The sequence below is a fragment of the Virgibacillus sp. NKC19-3 genome (assembly GCF_019837165.1).
Classification (GTDB): Bacteria; Bacillota; Bacilli; order Bacillales; family Amphibacillaceae; genus Virgibacillus_L; species Virgibacillus_L saliphilus.
The window spans coordinates 2,967,974-2,992,016 of record NZ_JAGYHC010000001.1 but is presented as its reverse complement, the minus strand read 5'-3'; the positions used below and the strand labels follow the sequence as shown (position 1 = coordinate 2,992,016).

The following is a 24,043-nucleotide window of genomic DNA, read 5'->3' as shown; positions in this document are numbered from 1 at the left end:
AACAATTTAAAAATTAGGCTTATAATGATTCGAAAGAAAGGTGGAATTCTAAAATGGGAAAAGATTTACGTGTTAAAAGTAACGTGTTTGATGGTGCCATGCGGGCACCGAACCGTGCCATGCTCCGGGCTGTAGGTGTTACAGATGAAGATTTTAAAAAGCCAATGATCGGTGTAGCTAGTACATGGGCAGAAGTAACTCCATGTAATATACATATTAATGATTTGGCTGCGCGGGCAAAAGAAGGAGCTAGACAAGCAGGGGGATTTCCCTTGATGTTCAATACGATAACAGTTTCTGATGGGATTTCCATGGGAACGCAAGGAATGCGTTATTCCCTGCCGAGCCGTGATCTTATTGCCGATTCGATTGAGGCCGTTGTAGGCGCAGAGAATTTGGATGCATTTGTAGCGATTGGAGCTTGTGATAAAAATATTCCGGGCTGTATGATTGCTATTGCGAATGCAGACGTTCCGGCTATATTTGCGTATGGCGGAACTATTGCACCAGGATCCAATAAGGGACAAGATGTCGATCTCGTATCTGTATTTGAAGGTGTAGGTAAACATAATAATGGGGATATAAATGACGAGGAATTAAAGGATATCGAATGCAGTGCATGTCCTGGAGCTGGCGCATGTGGCGGGATGTATACGGCAAATACGATGGCATCCGCTGTTGAAGCGATGGGAATGAGCCTTCCTGGTAGCTCTTCAAATCCAGCAGAGTCAGAAGAAAAAGGTGTTGATTGCGAAGCTGCTGGAAATGCAGTCTATCAATTACTTGAAAAAGGAATTTATCCAAAAGATATTATGACAAAAGAAGCATTTGAAAACGCCATTACGGTCGTTATGGCGCTTGGAGGGTCAACAAATGCCATTCTGCATTTATTGTCGATTGCCCATGCGCTGGAAGTAGATTTGACAATTGACGATTTTAATAGAATGCAAGAGCATGTCCCACATCTTGCTGATTTAAAACCTAGTGGAAAATTTGTCATGCAAGATTTGCATCGTGTTGGAGGCGTAAAAGGTGTAATGAAGCTTCTTTATGAGGAAGGCTATCTCCATGGAGACTGTTTAACAGTAACAGGCAAAACCGTGGCTGAAAATCTAGCAGAAGTTTCCTATCTTGATGAAGATCAAGAGGTCATCATGCCACTATCTAATCCAAAACGCGAAGACGGTCCATTAATTGTTTTAAAAGGGAATCTATCTCCTGAGGGAGCTGTAGCGAAAGTATCCGGGGTGCAAGTCAGCCGTCATACGGGGCCTGCTCGTGTATTTGATACGGAAAAAGAGGCAACGGCTGCAGTGATGGATAATCAGATTAACGAAGGGGATGTACTAGTCATTCGTTATGTAGGGCCAAAAGGCGCACCCGGAATGCCGGAGATGCTGTCCATTTCTTCCATCCTGGTTGGAAAAGGACTCGGAGAGAAAGTTGCTTTGTTAACGGATGGAAGGTTCTCCGGTGGTACACATGGTCTAGTTGTAGGTCACATCGCGCCTGAGGCACAAAATGGCGGTGCAATTGCATTCCTAAAAGAAGGGGACCAGGTTACCATTGACTCGGATAAAAAAGAAATTTCCATGGATGTATCAGAAACAGAATTAGAACGTCGTCGTTCGGCCTGGATTGCACCACCGCTTTATAAAAAAGGGGCACTTGGTAAATATGCACATAATGTTACCAGTTCCGCCAAGGGAGCCGTGACAGATTATCTAAATAGGGATTGATGAAGATTTGACATAAAAGACGACATAATTACTGTCTGCTATAAGTATTTGCTATAATCGCCGTTCGGGTGAGCGAAGGACGGATGCGCATCCTTAGGGCACGGCTTCAGTCTCCTGGGCGGAAAGCATCCGCATTTTGAATATTGATTACGAATGCAATTTAGCGGTAGTAACCAGAATATTAGCGGAGGAAACACATGAAGACTCCAGCGGGAGGAAAGGCATAGGTGAGACCCCGAAGTGCGTAGCAATCTTTTTTGCGAGGAGTGCTTTCCCCTCGAAATCACTTGCATGCAACACGACGAGCACAAGGGGGCTCACCAGCTGCCCGCGGAAAGCGGAATGTGTTTCCGGAGCGAATTCCTACTCTCAATAAACGTTTGCAAAGGAATTGTCACTACGTCGCAGTTTATATTAATTGCGGGCAAAACAGACAAAAAGAGCCCCCGTTCTAAACGGAGGCTCTTTTTGTAATCAAAATGTAATATTTATTTTTTAAAAAATTAGGTTATTATGATGCAGGTAGTGTAAGCGGATACAATTTATTTTACTTATCGAAAGTATCAAAAAACTTTCCCAAAAGCTGTTGACCTTTTTTCAAATCCGTTATATGATAGTTCGCAATATCAATTATTCAACTATTATTCAAATAGTAAACGAACAAATCAAGTTGTCACAATCTTATAACAAGCAAATAAAACAAACGCGATGACGGGAACAAAGGAACAAGTAACATGTATTCACAGAGAGCTGGGGTTGCTGGAAGCCCAGAAATACATCTTGTTCTGACATCTTCTCTGAGTGCTGAGCTGAACGGATTCCTATTAGGCCCAGACAGGTGCATTTACATGTACCTGTTATCAAAAGTAGGCTGACCATCAGCCTTGTAAGGTAGTATTCGTGAGAGTGCTATAAACCTGGGTGGTACCGTGAAAATGACTCTTTTCTCCCCTGAAATTCTGACATTATGCAGATTTCCATGTGGAGAGAAGAGTCTTTTTTATTAAATCAATAAGGAGGCATGTCGTTGTGAAGGCTGAGGTAAAACAAGAGGTGGAACGAACGGAGGAAATGGTAACTGGTGCTGATTTATTAATTGAATCATTGGTTGATGCCGGTGTGGATACAATATTCGGTTATCCCGGTGGGGCGGTACTGCCGATTTATGATGCGCTGTATCGAAGCAAAGCGCCATTCAAGCATATCCTCTCACGGCATGAGCAAGGCTCCATTCATGCAGCTGAAGGATATGCCCGTGTTACCGGAAGACCTGGAGTCGTACTGGCAACTTCCGGGCCTGGTGCCACAAACCTGATTACCGGAATTTCAGATGCAATGATGGATTCCTTGCCATTGGTTATTTTTACCGGTCAGGTAGCAAAAGGAGTTATTGGTACAGATGCGTTCCAAGAATCAGATGTGATGGGGATTACAACTCCGATTACGAAGTATAACTATCAAGTCAGTAAGCTGTCAGAATTGCCAAGAATCGTAAAAGAGGCTTTTCATATTGCTTCAACAGGACGTCCGGGGCCGGTTGTCATTGATGTTCCCAAAAATATATCCGAAGAACCCACGTCAGCTAATTTCAACAATGACTTTTATTTGCCGGGTTATCAACCGACCGAACGGGCGAATCCATTACAGATCAAGAAGCTCGCAGATGCCTTGAGTCGTTCTAAAAAGCCATTATTGCTGACAGGTGCCGGTGTCGTAACTGCAAAAGCTTCCGAAGAATTAAAAGTTTTCGCGGAAAAATATCAGCTTCCGGTAGCAAATACTTTACTCGGACTAGGTGGTTTTCCCGGATCCAGCGAACTTTCTTTAGGGATGGCAGGCATGCATGGGACATACGCGGCAAACATGGGAATGTACGAAGCTGATTTATTAATTAATATTGGAGCAAGATTTGATGACCGTTTAACTGGTAATTTAGAGCATTTTGCACCACACGCTAAGGTTGCCCATATTGATATTGATCCGGCGGAAATAGGAAAAAATGTTCCGACTTCTATTCCTGTTGTCGGAGATGCAAAAGAAGCGCTAAAGGCTTTATTACACAGTGCAATTGATCAACCCGATCATCAAGCTTGGAAGGAAAGGTTACAAAATAACAAAGTAAATTATCCGTTGTGGTATGAACGATCAGATGAGGTTATTTCCCCGCAATGGTTGACAGAGCAAGTCTATCTGGCTTCACAGGGAAAGGCAATTGTTACAACTGACGTAGGGCAGCATCAAATGTGGGCAGCCCAATATTACCCTTTTGATAAACCGAATCGTTGGGTTACTTCAGGGGGACTTGGCACGATGGGATTTGGCTTTCCGGCAGCAATTGGTGCTCAACTGGGTGCTCCGGATGATTTGGTTGTTGCACTGGTAGGTGATGGCGGATTTCAAATGACACTACAGGAGCTTTCCGTTCTGAAAGAAAGAAATCTCCCTGTTAAAGTCATTATCGTCAATAACGAAGTACTTGGAATGGTTAGACAGTGGCAGGAGAGCTTTTATGAAGAACGTTATTCGGAATCCATCATTCCAAGTCCGGACTTCGTAAAACTAGCTGAGAGCTACGGGATTCGCGGAATGAAAGTAGAGAAAGAGGATGATGTTGAACGTATGCTTGAAGATGTATTCGCCTATAGTGGTCCGGTAGTTGTTGATTGCCGGGTTGAACCAAAAGAATGCGTTTATCCCATGATTGCCCCAGGTAAAGGAATTCACCAAATGATAGGGGTGACGAAATGAAGCGAATTATCATAGCAACCGTTCAAAATCAAAGTGGAGTTCTCAACCGAGTTACCGGAATGTTGAATAAAAGGCAATTCAATATTGACAGTATATCCGTGGGGAGCTCCGAAACGGAAGGCATAGCCAAAATGACATTCGTCGTTGATGTTAGTGATCCCCAGAAGCTGGAGCAATTGACAAAGCAATTAAATAAACAAATTGATGTCATAAAAGTATCGGATATTACCGATAAGGCAATGGTCGCAAGGGAACTCGCACTTATAAAAGTTGGTGGCAGCGGCTCATTACGAGCGGAGATTCAAGGCATTATTACACCATTTCGAGCTTCTGTCATTGATGTGAGTAAAGATAGCTTAACCATACAGGTTACAGGTAAACCGGATAAAGTCGAAGCTTTAATTACATTATTAAGACCTTATGGAATCAAAGAACTGACAAAAACAGGTGTCACTGCATTTTTGAGAGGTCAGCAACCAGCAAAGCAGGTAACAGAGATTAATTCATTTTCCGTATAAAACATTAAAAATAGAAAGGGAGATTACAAATGTCAAAGGTACTTTATGAAAAAGATGTTCAAAAAGAGGTATTGCAAGGAAAGAAAATTGTGGTGGTAGGTTATGGCTCACAAGGGCATGCACATGCACAAAATCTCCGTGAGAGTGGTCATGATGTTGTTGTAGGTCTAAGACCTGGTAAGTCACAAGTTAAGGCAGAGGAAGATGGGTTCACCGTTTTACCGGTAGCGGAAGCAACGCGTGAGGCAGATGTTGTCATGGTACTTTTACCAGATGAACTTCAGCCATATGTTTATCAGGAAAGCATTAGAGATAATTTAAAACCTGGTAGTGCGATTGCATTCGCCCATGGGTTTAATATCCATTTCCGTCAAGTGGTTCCACCATCGGATGTGGATGTGTTCATGATAGCACCAAAAGGACCGGGACACTTGGTACGTAGGACATATGAAGATGGTGCAGGTGTACCGGCACTTTACGCGGTTGAGCAAGACGTAACTGGAAATGCCAAACAAATTGCTCTTGCATATGCAGACGGAATTGGAGCAGCTAGAGCTGGTATTCTGGGAACCACTTTTCAAGAAGAAACCGAGACCGATCTATTCGGTGAACAATCTGTCTTGATGGGTGGCTTGACGCACCTCATTAAGGCTGGATTCGAAACATTGGTTGAGGCAGGTTATCAGCCGGAAGTTGCTTACTTTGAATGTTGTCATGAAGTGAAACTAATCGTTGATCTGATCTATGAAGGCGGATTTGAAAATATGCGCTATTCGTGCTCGGATACGGCGGAATGGGGCGACTATGTTTCCGGACCACGAGTGATTAATGAGGAAACAAAAGGACGAATGAAAGAAGTGCTTAATGATATTCAATCAGGTGAATTTGCCAAAGGATGGATCCAGGAAAATCAAACAAACCGACCAATGTTCAATGCGATTAATCGACAGGAGAACAACCATCTCATTACATCTGTTGGAAGGGAGTTACGGGAGTTAATGCCTTTTGTGAAACAGCCAATCCAACAAAAGCAAAAGGATGTGAATAACCATGTCACAAATTAAAATTTTTGATACAACATTGCGGGATGGAGAGCAATCCCCCGGTGTCAATCTGAACAAGTTAGAAAAACTGGAAATCGCGAAACAGCTAGAAAGGTATGGCGTTGATCGGATAGAGGCAGGATTTCCTGCCACTTCCGAGGGCGATTTCAACGCTGTGAAGACGATTGCGGAAACGTTAAAAAGCACATCTGTTACCGGACTTGCACGTGCGGTGAAATCAGATATTGATGCATGTTGGGGTGCGTTGAAGAATACAAAGGAACCCTGTGTGCATATCGTCATAGCAACATCACCGATTCATATGAAATATAAATTAAAACAAACACCGGAGGAAGTTCTGAATACGTCCGTAGAAATGGTTTCTTATGCCAGTCAAAACTTTTCCCAAATTGAATGGTCGGCAGAAGATGCATCGCGATCTGATTTAGATTTTCTAGCCAGGATCATTGAAAAAGTTATCGATGCTGGGGCAACTGTTATTAATCTTCCGGATACGGTCGGTTATGCAACACCACAAGAATATGGGTACATGTTCCGCTATATGAAAGAAAACGTACCAAATATAGACCGTGCACGACTATCTTGTCACTGTCATAATGATTTGGGGATGGCTGTTGCAAATTCCATTGCTGCAGTTGAAAATGGTGCAACGCAAATAGAAGGCGCTATTAATGGAATCGGGGAACGAGCCGGGAATGTATCAATAGAAGAAGTAGCCGTTGCCCTGAAAGTACGTGCTGATGCTTATAAGCACACGACCGGGATCCAATTAGATGAAACAAAACGTACAAGTGATTTAGTGGCTAAGTTGACGGGAATGTATGTGCAGTCGAATAAGGCGATTGTTGGTCGTAATGCTTTTTCCCACGAATCTGGTATTCACCAAGATGGTGTACTGAAAAATCCATCTACGTATGAAATTATAACTCCAGAAATGGTCGGTGTTCGTTCCAACACACTTTTCCTTGGAAAACACTCGGGTCGTCATGCTTTTCAAGATAATGTGAAAAAGTTGGGTTATGATTTATCAGAGGAAAAGCTTCAAGAAGCGTTTAATGAGTTTAAATTACTGACAGATCGTAAAAAAGATGTAACCGATGAAGACTTGTTTACCATCTTAATGGAAGTACAAACCGATATGACGAAAGTAGACAAATACCAGTTGGAAATGTTCCAGGTTCAATATGGAACGGCGAATATACCGACAGCTACAGTACGTTTGAAAACACCAGCTGGAAATGCGGTTGAAACTGCTTGTACAGGTACAGGAAGTGTAGAAGCATTGTATAAAACGCTTGATGCCTTAATTGAAGAGGACTTGAAATTAGTGGATTATCAGCTGAACTCTGTTGGCGGCGGAAAAGATGCCCTTGCCGAAGCTCATGTACAGCTTGAGGTCAATGGAGAAAAGGTGAATGGCAGAGGAGCTGCTCAAGACGTGATAGAAGCATCTGCAACTGCATTTTTAAACGGTGTGAATCGTTATATTGTAGGACAGAATACAACCTTGAAAAAAGAAGTTGTGAAATAGCGGTTAGAGTTTAGATTGGTGGGAATCGGTGAAATAATAGCCGATTTCCTTTAAAAAATAAATAGGAGGAGGGGCCCTTATTATGAATAAACAAATTATTCTGCTTCCGGGCGATGGCGTTGGCAAAGAAATTATGGAAGCTGCGGAAAAGGTATTAAATACAATTGCCAGTGAGTATGGCCATACGTTCACATTCCAACAGCAGAAGATCGGTGGGGATGCGATTGATTATCACGGAGTACCGTTGCCGGATAATACGATAACGGCGTGTCAAGAGGCGGATGCGATTTTACTTGGTGCTGTTGGAGGAGAAAAATGGGACACTCTTCCAGCGCATCTGAGACCTGAAAAAGGATTACTGGGGATCCGAAAGACGCTGGATTTATTCGCTAACCTCCGTCCAGTGAAAGGATTCGCTCCTTTACTGCAAGCTTCTCCATTAAAAGAAGATGTGATCAAAGGTAGTGATATTTTGATCATTCGGGAACTGACAGGTGGGCTTTATTTTGGAAATCCAAGTGAACGCCGCGCAGATGGAGAGGTAGTTGTCGATACCCTTCATTATCATCGTGATGAAATGGAGCGAATTATTGATAAAGGGTTTCAAAGTGCACGCTTAAGAAGGAACCACCTAACTTCTGTTGATAAAGCAAATGTCTTGGAATCCAGCCGTATGTGGCGTGAGATCGTAGAGGAAAAAAGCAAGGATTATCCGGATGTAACCGTAGAGCATCTGCTCGTTGATGCTGCGGCAATGAAACTTATTACACAGCCGGATCGTTTTGATACTATCGTTACGGAAAATTTATTTGGTGATATTTTAAGTGACGAGGCGTCTGTTTTAACAGGATCTCTTGGAATGCTGCCTTCTGCGAGTATACGCTCCGATGGTGTTGGACTATATGAGCCTGTTCATGGTTCAGCGCCTGACATTGCCGGTAAGGGAGTAGTGAATCCATTAGGAATGATTCTCTCCGTTGCACTCATGCTAAGGCACTCATTTGGGCTCCAACAGGAAGCAGTGGAAATAGAAGAAGCTGTTAATGAATGTCTGGAACAAGGTTATCATACGCCTGATTTGCGAATAAAAGATGGTACGCAGGTAAGTACAAAAGAGATGACGGATATGGTACTGGAAAATCTGACGACGAAAAGTGTTTGCAATCGTATTAGTAATATGTATGCCTGATAAATAGGCAGAGTATCAGGAATAATCCAATAATGCAGAGGAGGTTTTCAGAAATGGCAAAACCGGAAACAATTATTTCCAAAATTTGGAATAAACATGTCGTGCATGAAGAGGCTGGAAAACCGGATTTAATGTACATTGATCTGCATTTAATTCATGAGGTAACCTCGCCTCAAGCTTTTGAAGGTCTGCGTTTGAACAATCGAAAGGTACGCCGACCGGATTTAACCTATGCTACCATGGACCATAATGTTCCAACCAAAAATAGGGACGTGATTAAAGATCAAATTTCCAAAAAGCAAATGGAAACATTAAGGAAAAATTGCAGGGATCATCAAATTCCATTAGCAGATATGGCGCATCCGGATCAAGGCATTGTTCATGTGATCGGCCCGCAGCTAGGCTTGACCCAACCGGGAAAAACGATTGTCTGTGGCGATAGCCATACATCCACACATGGAGCATTTGGTGCCCTCGCTTTTGGCATCGGCACAAGTGAGGTTGAGCATGTATTAGCAACCCAGACTTTGCAGCAGGAACAGCCCAAAACATTGAACGTACATGTAGAAGGCGATCTTGGACCTGGAGTAACTGCTAAGGATTTAATCCTGGCAATCATTGGGAAATTCGGGGTGCGATTTGGAACTGGCTATGTCATGGAATATACAGGAGATGCGATTCGAAATTTATCGATGGAAGGTCGCATGACGGTATGCAATATGTCCATTGAGGCAGGTGCCAGAGCAGGTTTAATCAGCCCTGATCAAAAAACAATTGATTATTTAGAAGGAAAAGAATATGTGCCTGATGGGGAGGCTTTTGCCCAATTGGCCGAGTCGTGGCTAAACATGGCAACTGATGAAGGTGCTGTTTATGATAAGACCGTAACAATCAATGCAGCAGAGATAGAACCACAAGTCTCATGGGGAACAAATCCGGGCATGTGTGTACCTGTTAGTGGGGCAACGCCAAGTTTAGATGATGTCGAGCATAGGGAAGATGTCGAGCGAGCTTTAGAGTATATGGGCTTGGAAGAAAATCAGCCGATAACATCGATTACCATTGATCATGTATTTATTGGTTCATGCACTAATTCACGCATTGGTGATCTTAAGAAAGCAGCTGCAATTGTTGAAGGAAAACAGGTTAAACCGGAAGTGAGAGCCATTGTTGTACCAGGTTCATTTAGTGTGAAACTGGAAGCGGAAAAGCAAGGACTGGATACGATTTTTAAACAAGCAGGATTTGAGTGGCGTGAGTCTGGTTGTAGTATGTGCTTAGGGATGAATGATGACATCGTCCCACCGGAAGGAAGATGTGCATCGACATCAAACCGGAATTTTGAAGGAAGACAGGGGAATGGGGCTCGTACTCATTTGGTAAGCCCTGAAATGGCGGCAGCAGCAGCAATAGAAGGTCATTTTGTGGATGTTCGTACATTTGCAAGTGTACCTAACTAGGAGGTGTATATGATGGAAGCAATTCAGGAACATAAGGGGTTGGTTTACCCTTTAAATCGAACAAATGTTGATACGGACCAAATTATACCGAAGCAATTTTTAAAACGAATCGAACGAACCGGGTTTGGTCAATTTCTTTTTTACCATTGGCGATTTGATGATGATGGGAATGAGCGTCCCGACTTCGGATTGAATAAGCCGGCATACCAAGGTGCATCGATTTTATTAACCGGGGAGAACTTTGGCTGCGGCTCTTCCAGAGAGCATGCACCCTGGGCGTTGTTGGATTACGGTTTTCGTGTTATTATTGCTCCAAGCTTTGCAGATATTTTTTATAATAATGCCTTGAAAAATGGGATTATTCCTATTCAAATGGATGAATCAACGATAAATCAATGGATGCGTCGGGCTCAAAGAACTACATTGATTTTAGATGTAGATTTGGAGGAGCAGCGGATCATCGATGGGAACCAACATGAGGAACACTTTGACATTCCGGCATTTCATAAAGAAAAATTAATCAATGGGTTGGATGAAATAGCCTTAACCTTGAAACTCGAAGATGAAATCGAAGCATATGAAAAAGCTTTAGGAAGATAATGAGGAGAGTGAAACCATTGGGGATTGCTTAACAGGTGAAAAGGTTCGTGTAGCGATGGAAAAATTAACACCTATCGTCCATCGCACACCTTTACTAACATCAAATACAACCAACAAATTACTCGAAAAAAATGTTTATTTTAAAATGGAGAACCAACAAAAAACGGGCGCATTTAAATTTAGAGGCGCTAGTTTCAAATTAATGCAGCTAACAGAGGAGCAATTAAAAACAGGAGTTATCACGGCCTCAGCAGGGAATCATGCTCAAGGAGTTGCCCTTGCTGCAGCAAAATTAGGAGCGCATGCAACGATATTCATGCCTGAGAAGACACCACTCGCAAAAGTTCATGCAACCCGGAACTATGGCGCTAGTGTTGTACTTACCGGAGAGTCGTTTCAGGAAGCTTATGAAGCCTCCATGAAAAGACAAATGCAAACGGGAGCTGTTTATATTCATCCGTTTGACGATTATGATGTCATGGCAGGCCAGGGTACAATTGCCATGGAAATGATGCATCAGGAAGACCGTCTTGATACGATTGTGATACCCATTGGTGGAGGAGGGCTGATTAGTGGGGCAGCCGTTGCTGCCAAACATGTAAACCCTGCTATAAAAATTATTGGTGTTCAAGCAAGTGGGGCATCTGCTATGCATGATAGTTATCATAGTCATAATGTCAAACATTCGAAATCCGTTTCTACGATCGCTGAAGGTATCGCTGTAAAACAGCCGGGTCAACATACGTTGCCATTGATTCGTGAGTACGTTGATGATATTATAACAGTTACGGATGAGGAGATTGCATCTGCCATCGTTTATATGCTTGAGCGGAATAAGACACTAATGGAAGGTGCAGGCGCCGCATCTTTAGGCGCGCTATTTGCACATCATAAGCAAATAACGTCACGTCATTGTGGTGTTATCGTCAGCGGTGGGAATATGGATATTGGAAATTTACCAAAGATCCAGCGGCTTGCTGAGAAATTACACCATTCGGCATGAACGAAGTCATAAGAATAGCAAGCGTTCCACCCCTTTGTGGGGTGGGAGACGCTTCATATTTTTTTATCCCCTCTGTTTCTCATACATGCGTAACTCATTAAACCGCTTCGTTTCTTTTACAACAACCCCGGATAATAGTAATAAACCGACTAGGTTCGGAATCGCCATTAATCCGTTGAAAAGGTCGCCAAAGTTCCATACCGTGTCCAAAGACAGTGTAGCCCCAGGTATGATTGCTAATACGAAGATAACTCGATAAGTTATGGTGAGATTATCACCAACCAGATACGTAAAGCATTTTTCCCCAAAATAGGCCCAACCTAAAATGGTAGAGAATATAAAGAATAATAGTGTCACTGCAACGACGATGTTACCGCCCGCGGGGAGTAATGCTTCAAAAGATTGTGCAGTGAGTGCAGCACCTTCAGCCCCTGATGTATATAAATCTGCCATGGTAAGGGTAAGACCTGTAATTGTACAGACGATAATCGTATCAATGAATACTTGTGTCATGGATATGAGCGCTTGACGTGCAGGAATATCCGTACGAGCAGCAGCAGCGGCAATACCACCTGTACCAAGGCCGGCTTCATTGGAAAACAGTCCACGGGCAACTCCCATTTGGATGACCGTTCCAATCGCTCCACCAGTAACAGCTTGCCCTGTAAACGCATCCGAGAAAATCATTCCAAAAGCAGCAGGAACTTCACTGAAATTAATAAAAATGATGACAAAACCTGCAAGAATATAAAAGATAATCATGACCGGTACAATAATACTAGTCACTTTTCCGATGCTTTTAACGCCACCGATAATTACCAATCCAACGAGGATTGCGAACACTAGACCAGTGACCCAAAGTGGAATATTGAAAACGTCATTGGCAACATCTGACGCAGCATTCGCCTGGATCATATTGCCAATTCCGAAGATCGCTGCAAAGACGGCAAATATGGCAAACAGTACAGCAAGCCATTTTTGTCCAATACCTTTTTCAAGATAATACATCGGTCCCCCGGACATTTCTCCTTTAGCATTTTCCTGTCGGTATTTTACACCGAGAATGGCTTCTGAATATTTTGTTGCCATTCCGACAAGTGCCGTAATCCACATCCAAAAAACAGCACCAGGACCACCTGCGACGACAGCTGTTGCTACACCAACGACATTTCCCGTACCAACAGTGGCAGCCAAGGAAGTCATGAGCGCCTGGAAATGAGATATATCTCCTTTGGAATCTTGATCATGTTTCTTAAAAGTGATTTTCAGCGCATAAGGTAGCATGCGAAACGTAAAGAACATTAATCGTATTGTTAAGTATAAACCCGTTCCAACTAATAAAATAATTAACGGTAAACCCCAGACAAAATCGCTAATTTGTCCACTTATGTTTTCCAGCGAGTCTAACACCATATCCCTCCTTTAAATTACTTTTAAAGATATAGAAATATTAAGAAAATGTCAATAGATATTAATCTCCAAATTAGCACACGAAACTAGGGTTATCACTTTGCTGCGGCTAATCTCTGTAGGTATTGGAATGAAGTTTATCATCGGACAATATAGCTTACTTTTATACAAAGAGACTATTCTATCACCTATGCGCTGACCGCAGTCATCTTTTTAAGGAGTTTCGTACCCCCTTTCGTGTTTTTTGAACATCTTTTTTGTCTGGTTTGAACATGACCTTACCTTCAAAGATATAATATCTAATCCAATTATAACACGTATTAGCCAAAAAGTTGGTACCTATCTAACCCTTTGACTGCCAAGCATCTTCGAAGTTTTGAAAAATGGAAGTAGACCTTTTCCCCTCATTTAAAAGGGGGAAAAGTCAGTGATGGAACAAATTCTTATTATCGTTATGTTAGCCTCCAATTTCTTCATTTACATAGGAAATCTTTGGTTCATGTCATGCTAGTCTCAATTAAACAAATGCCATGAAAAATTTTGTTTAATTGAGACAATGACAAGTAATTATTTACCACTTATACTCTAATGAAGATGATATAGAAAATTGGAAACTATTACACGCCGTTTGAATAACTATTCTACGATTAAGTTGGTGATAAGACCTAAACATCATACAATTAGGCAAAGTAAATTTAACGCGGAAGCTCGTATGATGATTCATACAGACTTGCGGAAGAGTCATTATCATTAAAGGGTAAACAGCATCTGCTGGATTGAACATGTTTGTAATAAACTCATATATGATATGTATTTGTATATCCAAAGGAGGAAATTTATATGGAATATAAAGATTTAAATGTAGCTTCACGTACAATTATGACGCCGGGACCGGTAGAAGCAGATCCACGTGTATTAAGAGCAATGTCCACCCCGATCATCGGACAGTTTGATCCGCAATTTTTAAATTTGATGGATGAAACCTCGGATTTATTGCGTTATGTCTTTCAAACAGAGAATCAACGTGCGTTTCCGGTAGATGGGACTTCCCGCTCTGGCATTGAGGCTGTACTAGCAAGCATTATTGAACCTGGGGATAAAGTAGTTGTTCCTGTTTTCGGACGGTTTGGTTATTTACTCACAGAAATTGTAGATCGTTCCGGCGGAGAAACACATATGATAGAAACGGAATGGGGGAATGTGTTTGATCCACAGGATATTATTGCGGAAATTAAAAGGGTGGATCCGAAAGTAGTGGTTATGGTTCATGGTGAAACGTCAACAGGTCGTTTGCAACCAATTGAAGAAGTGGGCAAATTTTGCAGGGAAAATGATATTTTACTAGTGGTTGATGCTGTCGCTACACTTGGAGGCGTTGAATTTAAGCCGGAAGCGTGGAATGTGGATGCAGTCATCACCGGTACACAAAAATGCCTTGCTGCTCCAACCGGTATGGCCCCGCTTACGTATAATGCCCGTATTGAGGAAACCCTGCAAGCGCGTAAAAAGATAGAGCGTGGTTTATCATTGGATGATAAAAATGATAGGAAAATTCAAAGTAACTATTTTGATTTAAGTCAAATCCAGGATTACTGGTCTCCGGATCGTTTGAATCATCACACAGAATCTACTTCTATGCTATATGCACTACGTGAAGGTTTGCGTGTTATTAAAGAAGAAGGAATTGAAAACCGCATTGAGCGTCATACAGCACACGGGAAAGCATTAGTTGCAGGATTGCAAGCAATGGGAGTGGAGTTGTTTGGTGAGGAAGAAAACAAATTGCCGGTTGTTACTATTGTAAAGGTACCAAAAGGCGTTAGTGAGTCCGCAGTCCGTCAAACAATGCTTAACGAATTCGGCATTGAAATTGCAGGGGCGTTTGGTCCCTTAAAAGGTAAAGTATGGAGAATTGGTTCCATGGGCTTTAGCAGTAGAAAGAATAATATTCTTCGCGTTCTTGGAGCATTAGAATCTACGCTTACGTATCATGGTGCTAATGTAAATAGTGGGGACGCTACGCAAGCGGCTTTAGCATATTATGCTGATTTGGATAAGTCCATAAGCATGTAATAAGGTAGTGGCAGTCTTGCTAAATGGACGTGCACGCAGCAAACAGCAAAAATTCATAGCTTATACCCGGTTCGACTTTTAAAGCGTTTCAAAATGATTGAGCTTTCTACACGGGTAATGCCTTCTACCGCGTATAGTTCATTATTAATAAAGATTTCTAGCATTTGGAAATCCTCGACCAGCACGTGCATATGCAGTGTACTAGGTCCGGTCATTTGATAAATACTGGCAACATTTGGATTATCCGCTAGGTTTTGTGCTACCTGCTGTAGTTGCTTTGGCTCAACATCTACTTCAAAGAAAGCAGACACTTTTTTTCCAACTTTTTCGGAGTTAATAACAACGGTAAATTTCTCGATGACACCTTTTTCCTGCAAATTTTTGATTCTATCTTTTACAGCAACTCGGGATAAGCCTATTTTCTCAGCTAATTCCACGTAGGAAATTCTACCGTCATCTGCTAGTATTTCTATTAATTTTTGATCGATTTCGTCAAATTTCATATGAATAACTCCTAAACTTAATTTATTTTTAGTATAACATATACTCAAACGTTCACGTACAATATATAATTAAGTTTAATAAAAGGGAGGTATCGTTCTTGCTGGTATTGAAACAGGATTTAAAGATTTTAATGAAGAAAAAATTACAGGCAGCTGGTTTACAGGAAAAACATGCTGAGGGTGTGGCAGATGTACTGCTTCATGCAGATTTAAGAGGTATTCATTCCCATGGAGCAATGCGTGTGGAATACTATGCTGAGAGAATTGCGAAGGGTGGGATAAATGTCAACCCGACGTTCACCTTTGAAAAGACCGGACCGTCTACAGCTGTATTTGATGGAGACAATGGGGCCGGCCATGTGGCTGCAAAAGAAGCAATGGATGAAGCGATCAAGATGGCTAAGGAAAGTGGTGTAGCAACAGTAGGAGTAAGACGGATTAGTCACAGTGGATCTCTTTCTTATTTTGTTCAGCAGGCAGCTCGTAAAAACATGATTGCGATTTCCGTCTGCCAATCGGATCCAATGGTCGTTCCATTCGGAGGGGCAGAAGCCTATTACGGGACAAACCCCATTGCATTTGCTGCGCCCGGTGAAGATGGAGAGCATATCACATTTGATATGGCCACAACTGTTCAAGCGTGGGGGAAAATTCTACATGCCCGTTCTAAAAATGCGTCTATTCCTGAAGGCTGGGCAGTAGATGAGAATGGAGAAACGACGACGGATCCATTCAATGTTCATGCCCTGTTGCCAATTGCAGGTCCAAAAGGCTATGGTTTAATGATGATGGTTGATATTTTGTCAGGCGTTTTATTGGGACTTCCTTTTGGAAACAAAACCTCATCCATGTATCATGATCTAAGTGAAAGCAGAAACCTTGGCCAGCTTCACATTGTAATTAATCCCGAATTCTTTACAGATTTACGTGCGTTTAAGCGAAACATAACGCAAACGATGAATGACTTAAATCATATTAAACCGGCTAAAGGCTATGATCAGGTTTCGTATCCTGGACAACGAAGTGCGTGGAAAGAAAAGAAACATGAGGAAAATGGAATTGAAATTGTAGATGATATTTATGCCTATCTTGCCTCAGATGTTATTCACAATAATGCCTATGATGATAAGGATCCGTTCGCTAAGTAAATAGTTGAAGCATCAAGCGCAGGAGCGCCTGCATTTATCTATCAATAGTTATACTCAAGCAAACAATTTTATAAATCCTAGATGATGAAAAAAGTGGATGTCTGCATACGTGGACATCCACTTTTTGTTCTTTACAATTAGCTATCATTTTCCTCAGATAAATGTACCTTCAAAAACGAAATAATCTCATCAAACGCTTCTATGACTACTGGGTCCTCCATATTTTGATCAAAGGAATGTTTGCCTTTAGGGACGATAAATAATTGGGAATGTCCACCAGCGTTGTTAATAGCTTTATTCATATGCACAGACTCTGTATACGGTACGTCCTCATCTTCATCTCCATGCAGTAGAAGGGTTGCCGGATAATCGGCATCGATATATTCTATCGGACAATATTCTCTTAGCTTGTCTGCATGTGTTGCAAGCCCCCAGTCTGTTACAAAATCCAGCCATTTTCCCTGTTGTCTACTATATAAATAAATGGCATAACGCTTTTCGATAGGAGCTTCTGCAATTGTTTTCTTTTGAATTAATTGGCGCATGAGTACTTCCGGAACCTTGGTCATTTTGTTGAAATGAGTAGAAGGTTTCAAGTACCAATCCCCTAGGATATTTCCATAACCATAAAGGGAAACGATCAATTTAGGTTTGACGCTGAACGTTCCCGATAATAATGCAAGATACCCTCCTGCGGAACTTCCTATTACAGCAATTTTTTCCGGGTCGAAATGAAATTGTTCTTTTCCCGTTTCTTTTAACCAGACAAGCGCATCCTGGATGTCCGCTTTAATTTCCGGTAATTTCGTCTCTGGAGCCAGTCTGTACGCAATAGAGCAGACATTAAAACCGGCCTGACTATAGCGTGTTATCTGATCATTATGGATGTCGGTCCTTGTTCCCCAGATTAAGCCTCCCCCATGGATATAGACGATAAGGGGTGCATGTTTTTCATCAACGGGGTAAAAGTCCCCCTTGATTTCACAATTATGGATTTTTTTATATACGAATGTTGTTTGCATGGTTGTGTGCTCCTCTTTTTCTGGATTCTATTTACATCACATGTTGGTGCTACTAGAAACGCTATCTAATAACTATATATCATCATACATTGTCTAAAATATTCAAAAGGCATGGATGAATTTGTTTAAAATATCTAATTACTTTCCAATTGCAATTAGATATAATAAAAAGGGAAAGTGATGATCCTACTCCTCAAATAGTTTAAAAAGCGCTTACATAAAAGGGAGAAATTTCTATCTACCTTAGATGTTTATGTAAATTATATCATGTTTTACTTATGTTAGCTGAAAGGAAGATAAATGATGGTTTCTAGTACAAATTCAAATGCAGGTGAAGCTATTGAGGATAAACTTCAATGGCTGGGAAAAATCGCTGCAGATCCTAAGGGCGGAATTTCAAGATTGTTGTATAGTCCCGAGTGGGCTGAGACGCAAAGGGTGCTAAAACAGCTGTTTGAAGAAGAAGGTTTTTCAACAGGTTACGATGAGGTTGGAAACTTGTTTGGAAGATTAGAAGGAACTAAGTATAAGGATGAAACCGTCCTCACAGGTTCGCATATTGATTCCGTTATAAATGGAGGAATTTATGACGGCCAATATGGCGTAATCACCGGCTACTTTGCGCTTAAATATTTACAGGAAAATTATGGTCCACCACTTCGTAACATAGAAGTAGTATCTATGGCTGAAGAAGAGGGGAGCCGTTTCTCTTATACATGTTGGGGTTCAAAAAACATTGTCGGGCTAGCAAAGACAGAAGATGTAAGCGCGTTGAAGGATGCTGATAGTGTTTCATTTGATGAAGCGATTCGTGCAGCAGGTTTTGATTACAAAAAAAATCCGGAAGCAGCTCGGGAAGACATAAAGTCGTTTATTGAAGTTCATGTTGAACAGGGAAATGTTCTGGAAACGGAAGGAAAGGCTGTAGGTGTTGTACAGTATATCGTTGGTCAACGTAGATTTACGATCACTGTGAATGGGCAAGCCAATCATGCTGGGACAACGCCAATGGGTTATCGTAAGGATGCGATGAACGCTGTTTCACGTATGAGCTATGCTATAAATGATTTAGCCTTGGCCTACGGGGATCCATTGATAGCTACTGTTGGAAGCATTGCGCTCGAACCTAATACCCCTAATGTTATTCCAGGGAAAGCAATTTTCTCCCTTGATGTGAGACATACCAATAAAGATGCGTTAGTGAAATTCACAAATGAAATAAAGGCTGAGATTAATGAAATTGCTAAACTTCTCGGGGTTGAAGTCGACATTGACATGTATATGGATGCAGAGCCTGTTACTATGGATAAAACTATTGTGAAGACGATTGAAGAGCAGTGTCACAAAAGCAATTTGAATTACAAAATGATGCATAGTGGTGCTGGACATGATGCGCAAATTATTGCCCCCGTTGTACCTACAGCCATGATTTTTGTACCAAGTCATAATGGTATCAGTCATAGTCCGAGTGAATATACAGAGACAAAAGACTTAGGGGAAGGCTTGCATACCTTAATTGGAACACTGTATGAATTAGGTTATAAAGAATAATAGGATTTTTAATAAGGGAATTCATAATACTGGGAGTGAAAAAAGTGCTGCACACAGTGATTAAGAAAAACTTATATCAGGACTCAGTTAGTCTGATGTTATTAACAAATCATATTTCTTCACTAGATGGTGTAAACCAAATTCAGGTCATGATGGGGACACCAGCTAACAAAGATATTTTTAAAGTTTCGAGTTTATACACGGATGAATTAGAAGAAGCAAGTCCCAATGATCTTTGTATTGTCGTTGATGCTGCGAATGAAAGTAAAGTTCAACACGTTGTAGAAGAAGTTGATAATTACTTAACGAATCAAACTTCGGAATCACAAAAGAGCGCCATTTCCATCGTCCGTACATGGGAAATGGCGGAAAATAAATTACCGAATGCTAATTTAGCTTTAATTTCAATTGCCGGTGAGTATGCGGTGGCAGAGGCGAACAAAGCACTGGACCGCAAATTAAACGTGTTTTTATTTAGTGATAATGTAAGTGCCCGAGATGAGCTTCAGTTAAAAGAAAGAGCAATTAACGAAGGTTTAATCGTCATGGGCCCTGACTGTGGCACTGGTATCTTAGAAGAAGTTCCAATAGCATTTGCCAACGTTGTAGAAAAGGGGAACATTGGCGTTGTTGGTGCTTCAGGTACAGGCATTCAGGAGGTAACTACACTCATCGGTAAACATGGTGGAGGCATATCCCAGGCGATCGGCACAGGTGGCCGTGACTTGTCAGCAGATATCGGCGCACTAACCACGATCAAAGGATTACAAGTCCTGGATGCCGACCTGGAAACGGACGTTATTGTGTTTATTTCCAAGCCACCAGCACCGGAAGTTCGCAAGAAGGTAGTAGAGGTTTTCAAAACATTAAGCAAACCAGTAGTAGCTGTTTTCATGGGTGATAAACCGGCAGAGCAACATGATAATGTGCATTATGCCTGGACGCTTGAGGATACGGCAAACAAAGCATTGGAATTAGCAAAAATAAGTAAAAGATCGATCAAGAACATCGTTCGAGATAATCAAGATGTTGAGAAAATGAAACAACATAAAAATCAACGGTGTATTAAAGGCTATTTCTGTGGAGGTACATTAGCACTGGAATCTGCAACGATTATGAAAGAGACATTCACCATTGATGCGTCTACTAAACAATCTGAAGGGATGATGCTTGCATCTGAAGGTCATGAAGTTATCGACCTCGGTGACGATGCTTACACAGTAGGTCGCGCACACCCAATGATTGACCCAACCTACCGCATTGAGAAAGTGAAAGAAGCTGCTAAAAATCCGGAAACAGCCATTATTTTACTTGATAATGTCATTGGTTATGGGGCGCATGAAGATATGGCAGGCGTAGTTGCACCAGTTGTAGAAGATGCAAAAAGAGAAGCTGCTAAAGAAGAGCGGTCGTTAATAGTAATTGCTTCTGTAACCGGTACTGCAGATGATCCGCAAGTATTTCAGGATCAAGTAGATAAATTAGAGGATGCAGGCGTCATCGTTGCAGAGAGTAACGCACAAGCTACAAAACTTGCAACAGAAATTATAAATTATTTAGGTACAGAAAAAACAGAAGCAAAAACAGTTAAAAACTCAAAAGTGGAAAAAGATGCTGTTTCGGAATTACTTTCAAGTAAACCACGCGTCATTAATGTCGGATTAAGCAGCTTTGCTGAAGCAATTCTGGAACACGGCGGACAGGTTGTGCAATATCAATGGGCACCGATCGCCGGGGGAAATAAACGTTTAGCGGGAATTTTGGAAAAACTTAAATAATTTTTACGACTAGGAGGATTATCATGGCAAATCAACCAATAGCAGAAGCCAATGAGGCAGTCATTCAACATGTAATCGAATCACAACCATTTTTACTTGATGTTGTTCCAGCAAAAGATGTGATCTCAGAGTTAAACGGGAAAGTGCTCCTGCATTCAGGCCCACCAACAACATGGGATAAAATGCCTCATCCGATGCAGGGTTCAAGTATTGGCGCTGCCTTGTTTGAAGGTTGGGCTGATAACGAAGATGATGCGAAGAAAATGCTTGAAGGTGGAGAAATTACGTTCCTTCCTTGTCACTCTGTTAACGCAGTAGGACCAATGGGTGGGATTACATCCGCTAATATGCCGGTAGTAGTAGTTGAGAACAAGACAGGAAATAAACGCGCATATTGTAATTTAAATGAAGGTATTGGTGCTGTACTGCGTTTTGGCGCATATAACAGTGAAGTAATTAATCGGTTAAATTGGATGCAAAATGTATTAGGTCCTGCTTTATCAAAAGCATTGAAACAAATCGATGGCGGTATGAACGTGAATGTCCTTGTGGCAAAAGCAATTACCATGGGAGATGAGTTCCATCAAAGAAATATTGCGGCATCCGCCCTATTTTTAAAAGAAATTGTTCCTTATTTGATCACTGCTGGACTTTCAGATGAAGATTTACAGTCTGTAACGAAATTCCTGGCAGATAATGATCAGTTCTTCCTGAATATTATGATGGCTACAGGAAAAGCAGTTATGGATACAGCTGCTACAACTGAAGAAGGAAGTGTCGTTACAGCTCTTTCACGTAATGGCGATCAATTCGGTATTAAAGTCAGTGGACTTGGCGATCAGTGGTTTACGGCACCAGTAAATACGCCGGATGGATTATATTTCAGTGGATATAGTTCACAAGACGCAACACCGGATATGGGTGACAGTGCAATCACAGAAGCCTATGGTGTAGGCGGAATGGCTATGATTGCTGCACCAGGTGTTGTTCGCTTTGTTGGTACCGGAGGGTTTAATGATGCGCTGACTACGAGTGATGAAATGCGTGAAATTTGTGTAGCGAATAACCAAAATCTGCAAATTCCTACATGGGATTTTCAGGGTGCTTGCTTAGGTATTGATATCCGCAAAGTTGTAGAAACTGGCATTACTCCAGTTATTAATACCGGCATCGCACATAAAGTAGCAGGAATTGGCCAAATCGGAGCAGGAACTGTTCGTGTACCATTAGGATGCTTCGAGAAAGCGCTGGAGGCACTTGCTGAAAAATATGGTGTAGAAGTTGGATAAAATTAACGTGACTACTTAAGTACTCGAGTACTGGCGTATCCAGTGCTCGATCATTAAAGTATCTAATTCTGGGGGGTAGGAGAATGGGAAAAATAATTGTTGTTGCACTTGGTGGTAACGCAATTTTACAAGCGAAGCAAGAGGCAACATACGAAAAACAACTAAATAATGTAAGAAAAAGTAGTAAATTTCTGGCAAAGTTAATTAAAGATGGACACAAACTTGTGATAACACATGGAAACGGTCCTCAAGTGGGAAACATTCTCCGTCAGAATGAAGAAGCAGCAAGTGTTGTTCCACCAATGCCATTAGATGTTTTAAACGGAGAGTCCCAAGGATTTATTGGTTATATGATGGTTCAATCTATTCAAGCTGAACTGAAAGCGCTTGGGTTAAGCACAAATGTTGTAAACTTGCTAACACGTGTTGAAGTGTCCAAGGATGATGAGGATTTCAATGATCCTTCTAAACCAATCGGTGCTTTCTATTCAGAAGAAGAAGCTAAAGTATTAATGACTGAGAGAAAATGGAATATGAAGGCGGACGCAAATCGTGGATGGCGCCGAGTTGTTCCGTCTCCACAACCGAAAGCCATTTTAGAAGCAAAAGCCATAAAAGATCTTGCCGAAGCTGGGAATGTTGTTGTTGCCTGTGGTGGTGGAGGAATTCCTGTAATCAGTAATGAAGAGGGAAGTTATGATGGAATCGAGGCTGTCATTGATAAGGACCGCAGCGGTCATATGCTGGCAGTAGAAGTAAATGCCGATATTTTTATGGTTTTAACGGATGTTGAAAATGTCTTTGTTAATTTCGGTAAACCGGAACAAAAGGCTTTAGAAAACATCACGGTGAAAGAAATGGAAGACTATGTAGAAGAAGGTCAATTTAGTAAAGGAAGCATGGGGCCCAAAGTCGAAGCTGCATTGGCCTTCGCTAGAAAAAGGGAAACGTCGATTATTTGTTCACTAGAGAAAGTTGATATGGCTGTCCAAGGCAAAAGTGGCACAATAATTACAGCTTAAGTGTCGTACTCCGAAACTTAGGAGTCCGTAGGCATAAAATACATTGGATTCCCTTGTCCCTAACAGTCGATATGAAAACCTTGCTTGGAACCAGCTGCTTACCAGTACATAATTTGCATGAAGTATGCTTAGGTTACTTGTGATTTTGTTAGTTTCAAAAGTCTCATCATCAGGTTTTCTAACTCGTAAAATACCTTTTTTCATGGTGTTGAAATTGCTTTTATAAAGATGATTAACACGATTGATGAGCATAAGTGGAAACAAAAGCATAAACATGAAAATTCCCAGTTTCTTTTTAAATCCAACCTCATGAACAAGCGAGCAGAAGTTAAATTCTTCATCCCCTTTTGTATATGTGGAGTCAATTGAAAATCCAGGAGATTGAAATACATTTT

The 24,043-nt window shown here is 41.5% G+C and carries 18 protein-coding genes; 15 read left to right on the top strand and 3 right to left on the bottom strand.

Annotated features, from left to right (window positions below; genetic code table 11):
- Window positions 1-53 precede the first annotated feature (53 nt).
- The 9 genes from ilvD to ilvA all read left to right on the top strand — a co-directional run bounded on the left by ilvD (window position 54) and on the right by ilvA (window position 11,852).
- Entirely contained in the window at window positions 54-1,739 is a 1,686-nt protein-coding gene (gene ilvD / locus KFZ56_RS14475) for a dihydroxy-acid dehydratase (protein WP_222642645.1), read from the top strand.
- A 1,071-nt stretch (window positions 1,740-2,810) separates the two neighbouring features.
- Window positions 2,811-4,487 (top strand): biosynthetic-type acetolactate synthase large subunit, encoded by a 1,677-nt coding sequence (gene ilvB, locus KFZ56_RS14470; RefSeq protein ID WP_222644006.1) that lies wholly within the window; start codon window positions 2,811-2,813, stop codon window positions 4,485-4,487.
- A complete protein-coding gene (ilvN, locus tag KFZ56_RS14465) occupies window positions 4,484-5,005 on the top strand; it encodes an acetolactate synthase small subunit (protein WP_222642643.1) in 522 nt (173 codons plus the stop codon). The genes ilvB and ilvN overlap by 4 nt, the downstream gene beginning before the upstream one ends.
- A 29-nt stretch (window positions 5,006-5,034) precedes the next feature.
- Window positions 5,035-6,069 (top strand): ketol-acid reductoisomerase, encoded by a 1,035-nt coding sequence (gene ilvC, locus KFZ56_RS14460; protein WP_222642642.1) that lies wholly within the window; start codon window positions 5,035-5,037, stop codon window positions 6,067-6,069.
- Window positions 6,056-7,600, top strand: a complete 1,545-nt coding sequence (locus KFZ56_RS14455; RefSeq protein ID WP_222642641.1) for a 2-isopropylmalate synthase — start codon at window positions 6,056-6,058, stop codon at window positions 7,598-7,600. The genes ilvC and KFZ56_RS14455 overlap by 14 nt, the downstream gene beginning before the upstream one ends.
- 82 nt (window positions 7,601-7,682) lie before the next feature.
- Window positions 7,683-8,789 (top strand): 3-isopropylmalate dehydrogenase, encoded by a 1,107-nt coding sequence (gene leuB, locus KFZ56_RS14450; protein WP_222642640.1) that lies wholly within the window; start codon window positions 7,683-7,685, stop codon window positions 8,787-8,789.
- 53 nt (window positions 8,790-8,842) lie between these two features.
- Window positions 8,843-10,249, top strand: coding sequence for a 3-isopropylmalate dehydratase large subunit (gene leuC / locus KFZ56_RS14445; protein WP_222642639.1), 1,407 nt, complete (start codon window positions 8,843-8,845; stop codon window positions 10,247-10,249).
- A 12-nt stretch (window positions 10,250-10,261) separates the two neighbouring features.
- Window positions 10,262-10,849: a 3-isopropylmalate dehydratase small subunit gene (gene leuD / locus KFZ56_RS14440; RefSeq protein ID WP_222642638.1), complete on the top strand. Its 588-nt coding sequence runs from the start codon at window positions 10,262-10,264 to the stop codon at window positions 10,847-10,849.
- Window positions 10,850-10,904: 55 nt separating this feature from the next.
- Window positions 10,905-11,852 carry a threonine ammonia-lyase gene (gene ilvA, locus KFZ56_RS14435; protein ID WP_222642637.1) on the top strand — a complete coding sequence of 316 codons (948 nt, stop codon included), beginning with the start codon at window positions 10,905-10,907 and terminating at the stop codon, window positions 11,850-11,852.
- A gap of 63 nt (window positions 11,853-11,915) precedes the next feature.
- Here ilvA and KFZ56_RS14430 read toward each other — a convergent pair whose 3' ends face one another.
- Window positions 11,916-13,265 carry an alanine/glycine:cation symporter family protein gene (locus KFZ56_RS14430; RefSeq protein WP_222642629.1) on the bottom strand — a complete coding sequence of 450 codons (1,350 nt, stop codon included), beginning with the start codon at window positions 13,263-13,265 and terminating at the stop codon, window positions 11,916-11,918.
- 837 nt (window positions 13,266-14,102) lie between these two features.
- On the opposite strand from KFZ56_RS14430, the gene KFZ56_RS14425 reads away from it, so the two are divergent.
- Window positions 14,103-15,335: a (S)-ureidoglycine--glyoxylate transaminase gene (locus KFZ56_RS14425; RefSeq protein ID WP_222642628.1), complete on the top strand. Its 1,233-nt coding sequence runs from the start codon at window positions 14,103-14,105 to the stop codon at window positions 15,333-15,335.
- A 53-nt stretch (window positions 15,336-15,388) separates the two neighbouring features.
- On the opposite strand, the gene KFZ56_RS14420 is transcribed toward KFZ56_RS14425, so the two are convergent.
- Window positions 15,389-15,838, bottom strand: a complete 450-nt coding sequence (locus KFZ56_RS14420) for an Lrp/AsnC family transcriptional regulator (protein ID WP_222642627.1) — start codon at window positions 15,836-15,838, stop codon at window positions 15,389-15,391.
- Window positions 15,839-15,936: 98 nt separating this feature from the next.
- Between KFZ56_RS14420 and allD the strand changes: the two genes are divergently transcribed.
- On the top strand, window positions 15,937-16,986 hold the full coding sequence (gene allD, locus KFZ56_RS14415; protein WP_222642626.1) for an ureidoglycolate dehydrogenase: 1,050 nt from the start codon (window positions 15,937-15,939) through the stop codon (window positions 16,984-16,986).
- Window positions 16,987-17,123: 137 nt separating this feature from the next.
- Here the strand turns inward: allD and KFZ56_RS14410 are convergent, their stop codons facing one another.
- A complete protein-coding gene (locus KFZ56_RS14410; RefSeq protein WP_222642625.1) occupies window positions 17,124-18,008 on the bottom strand; it encodes an alpha/beta hydrolase in 885 nt (294 codons plus the stop codon).
- Between the two features lie 303 nt (window positions 18,009-18,311).
- Here KFZ56_RS14410 and allC point away from each other — a divergent pair, with 303 nt between their 5' ends.
- The 4 genes from allC to arcC all read left to right on the top strand — a co-directional run bounded on the left by allC (window position 18,312) and on the right by arcC (window position 23,648).
- Window positions 18,312-19,559 carry an allantoate deiminase gene (gene allC / locus KFZ56_RS14405; RefSeq protein WP_222642624.1) on the top strand — a complete coding sequence of 416 codons (1,248 nt, stop codon included), beginning with the start codon at window positions 18,312-18,314 and terminating at the stop codon, window positions 19,557-19,559.
- 44 nt (window positions 19,560-19,603) lie between these two features.
- Window positions 19,604-21,337: an acyl-CoA synthetase FdrA gene (fdrA, locus tag KFZ56_RS14400; protein WP_222642623.1), complete on the top strand. Its 1,734-nt coding sequence runs from the start codon at window positions 19,604-19,606 to the stop codon at window positions 21,335-21,337.
- 23 nt (window positions 21,338-21,360) lie between these two features.
- Window positions 21,361-22,626, top strand: a complete 1,266-nt coding sequence (locus KFZ56_RS14395; protein ID WP_222642622.1) for a YlbE family protein — start codon at window positions 21,361-21,363, stop codon at window positions 22,624-22,626.
- 83 nt (window positions 22,627-22,709) lie between these two features.
- On the top strand, window positions 22,710-23,648 hold the full coding sequence (gene arcC / locus KFZ56_RS14390) for a carbamate kinase (RefSeq protein WP_222642621.1): 939 nt from the start codon (window positions 22,710-22,712) through the stop codon (window positions 23,646-23,648).
- The last annotated feature ends 395 nt before the right edge of the window (window positions 23,649-24,043 follow it).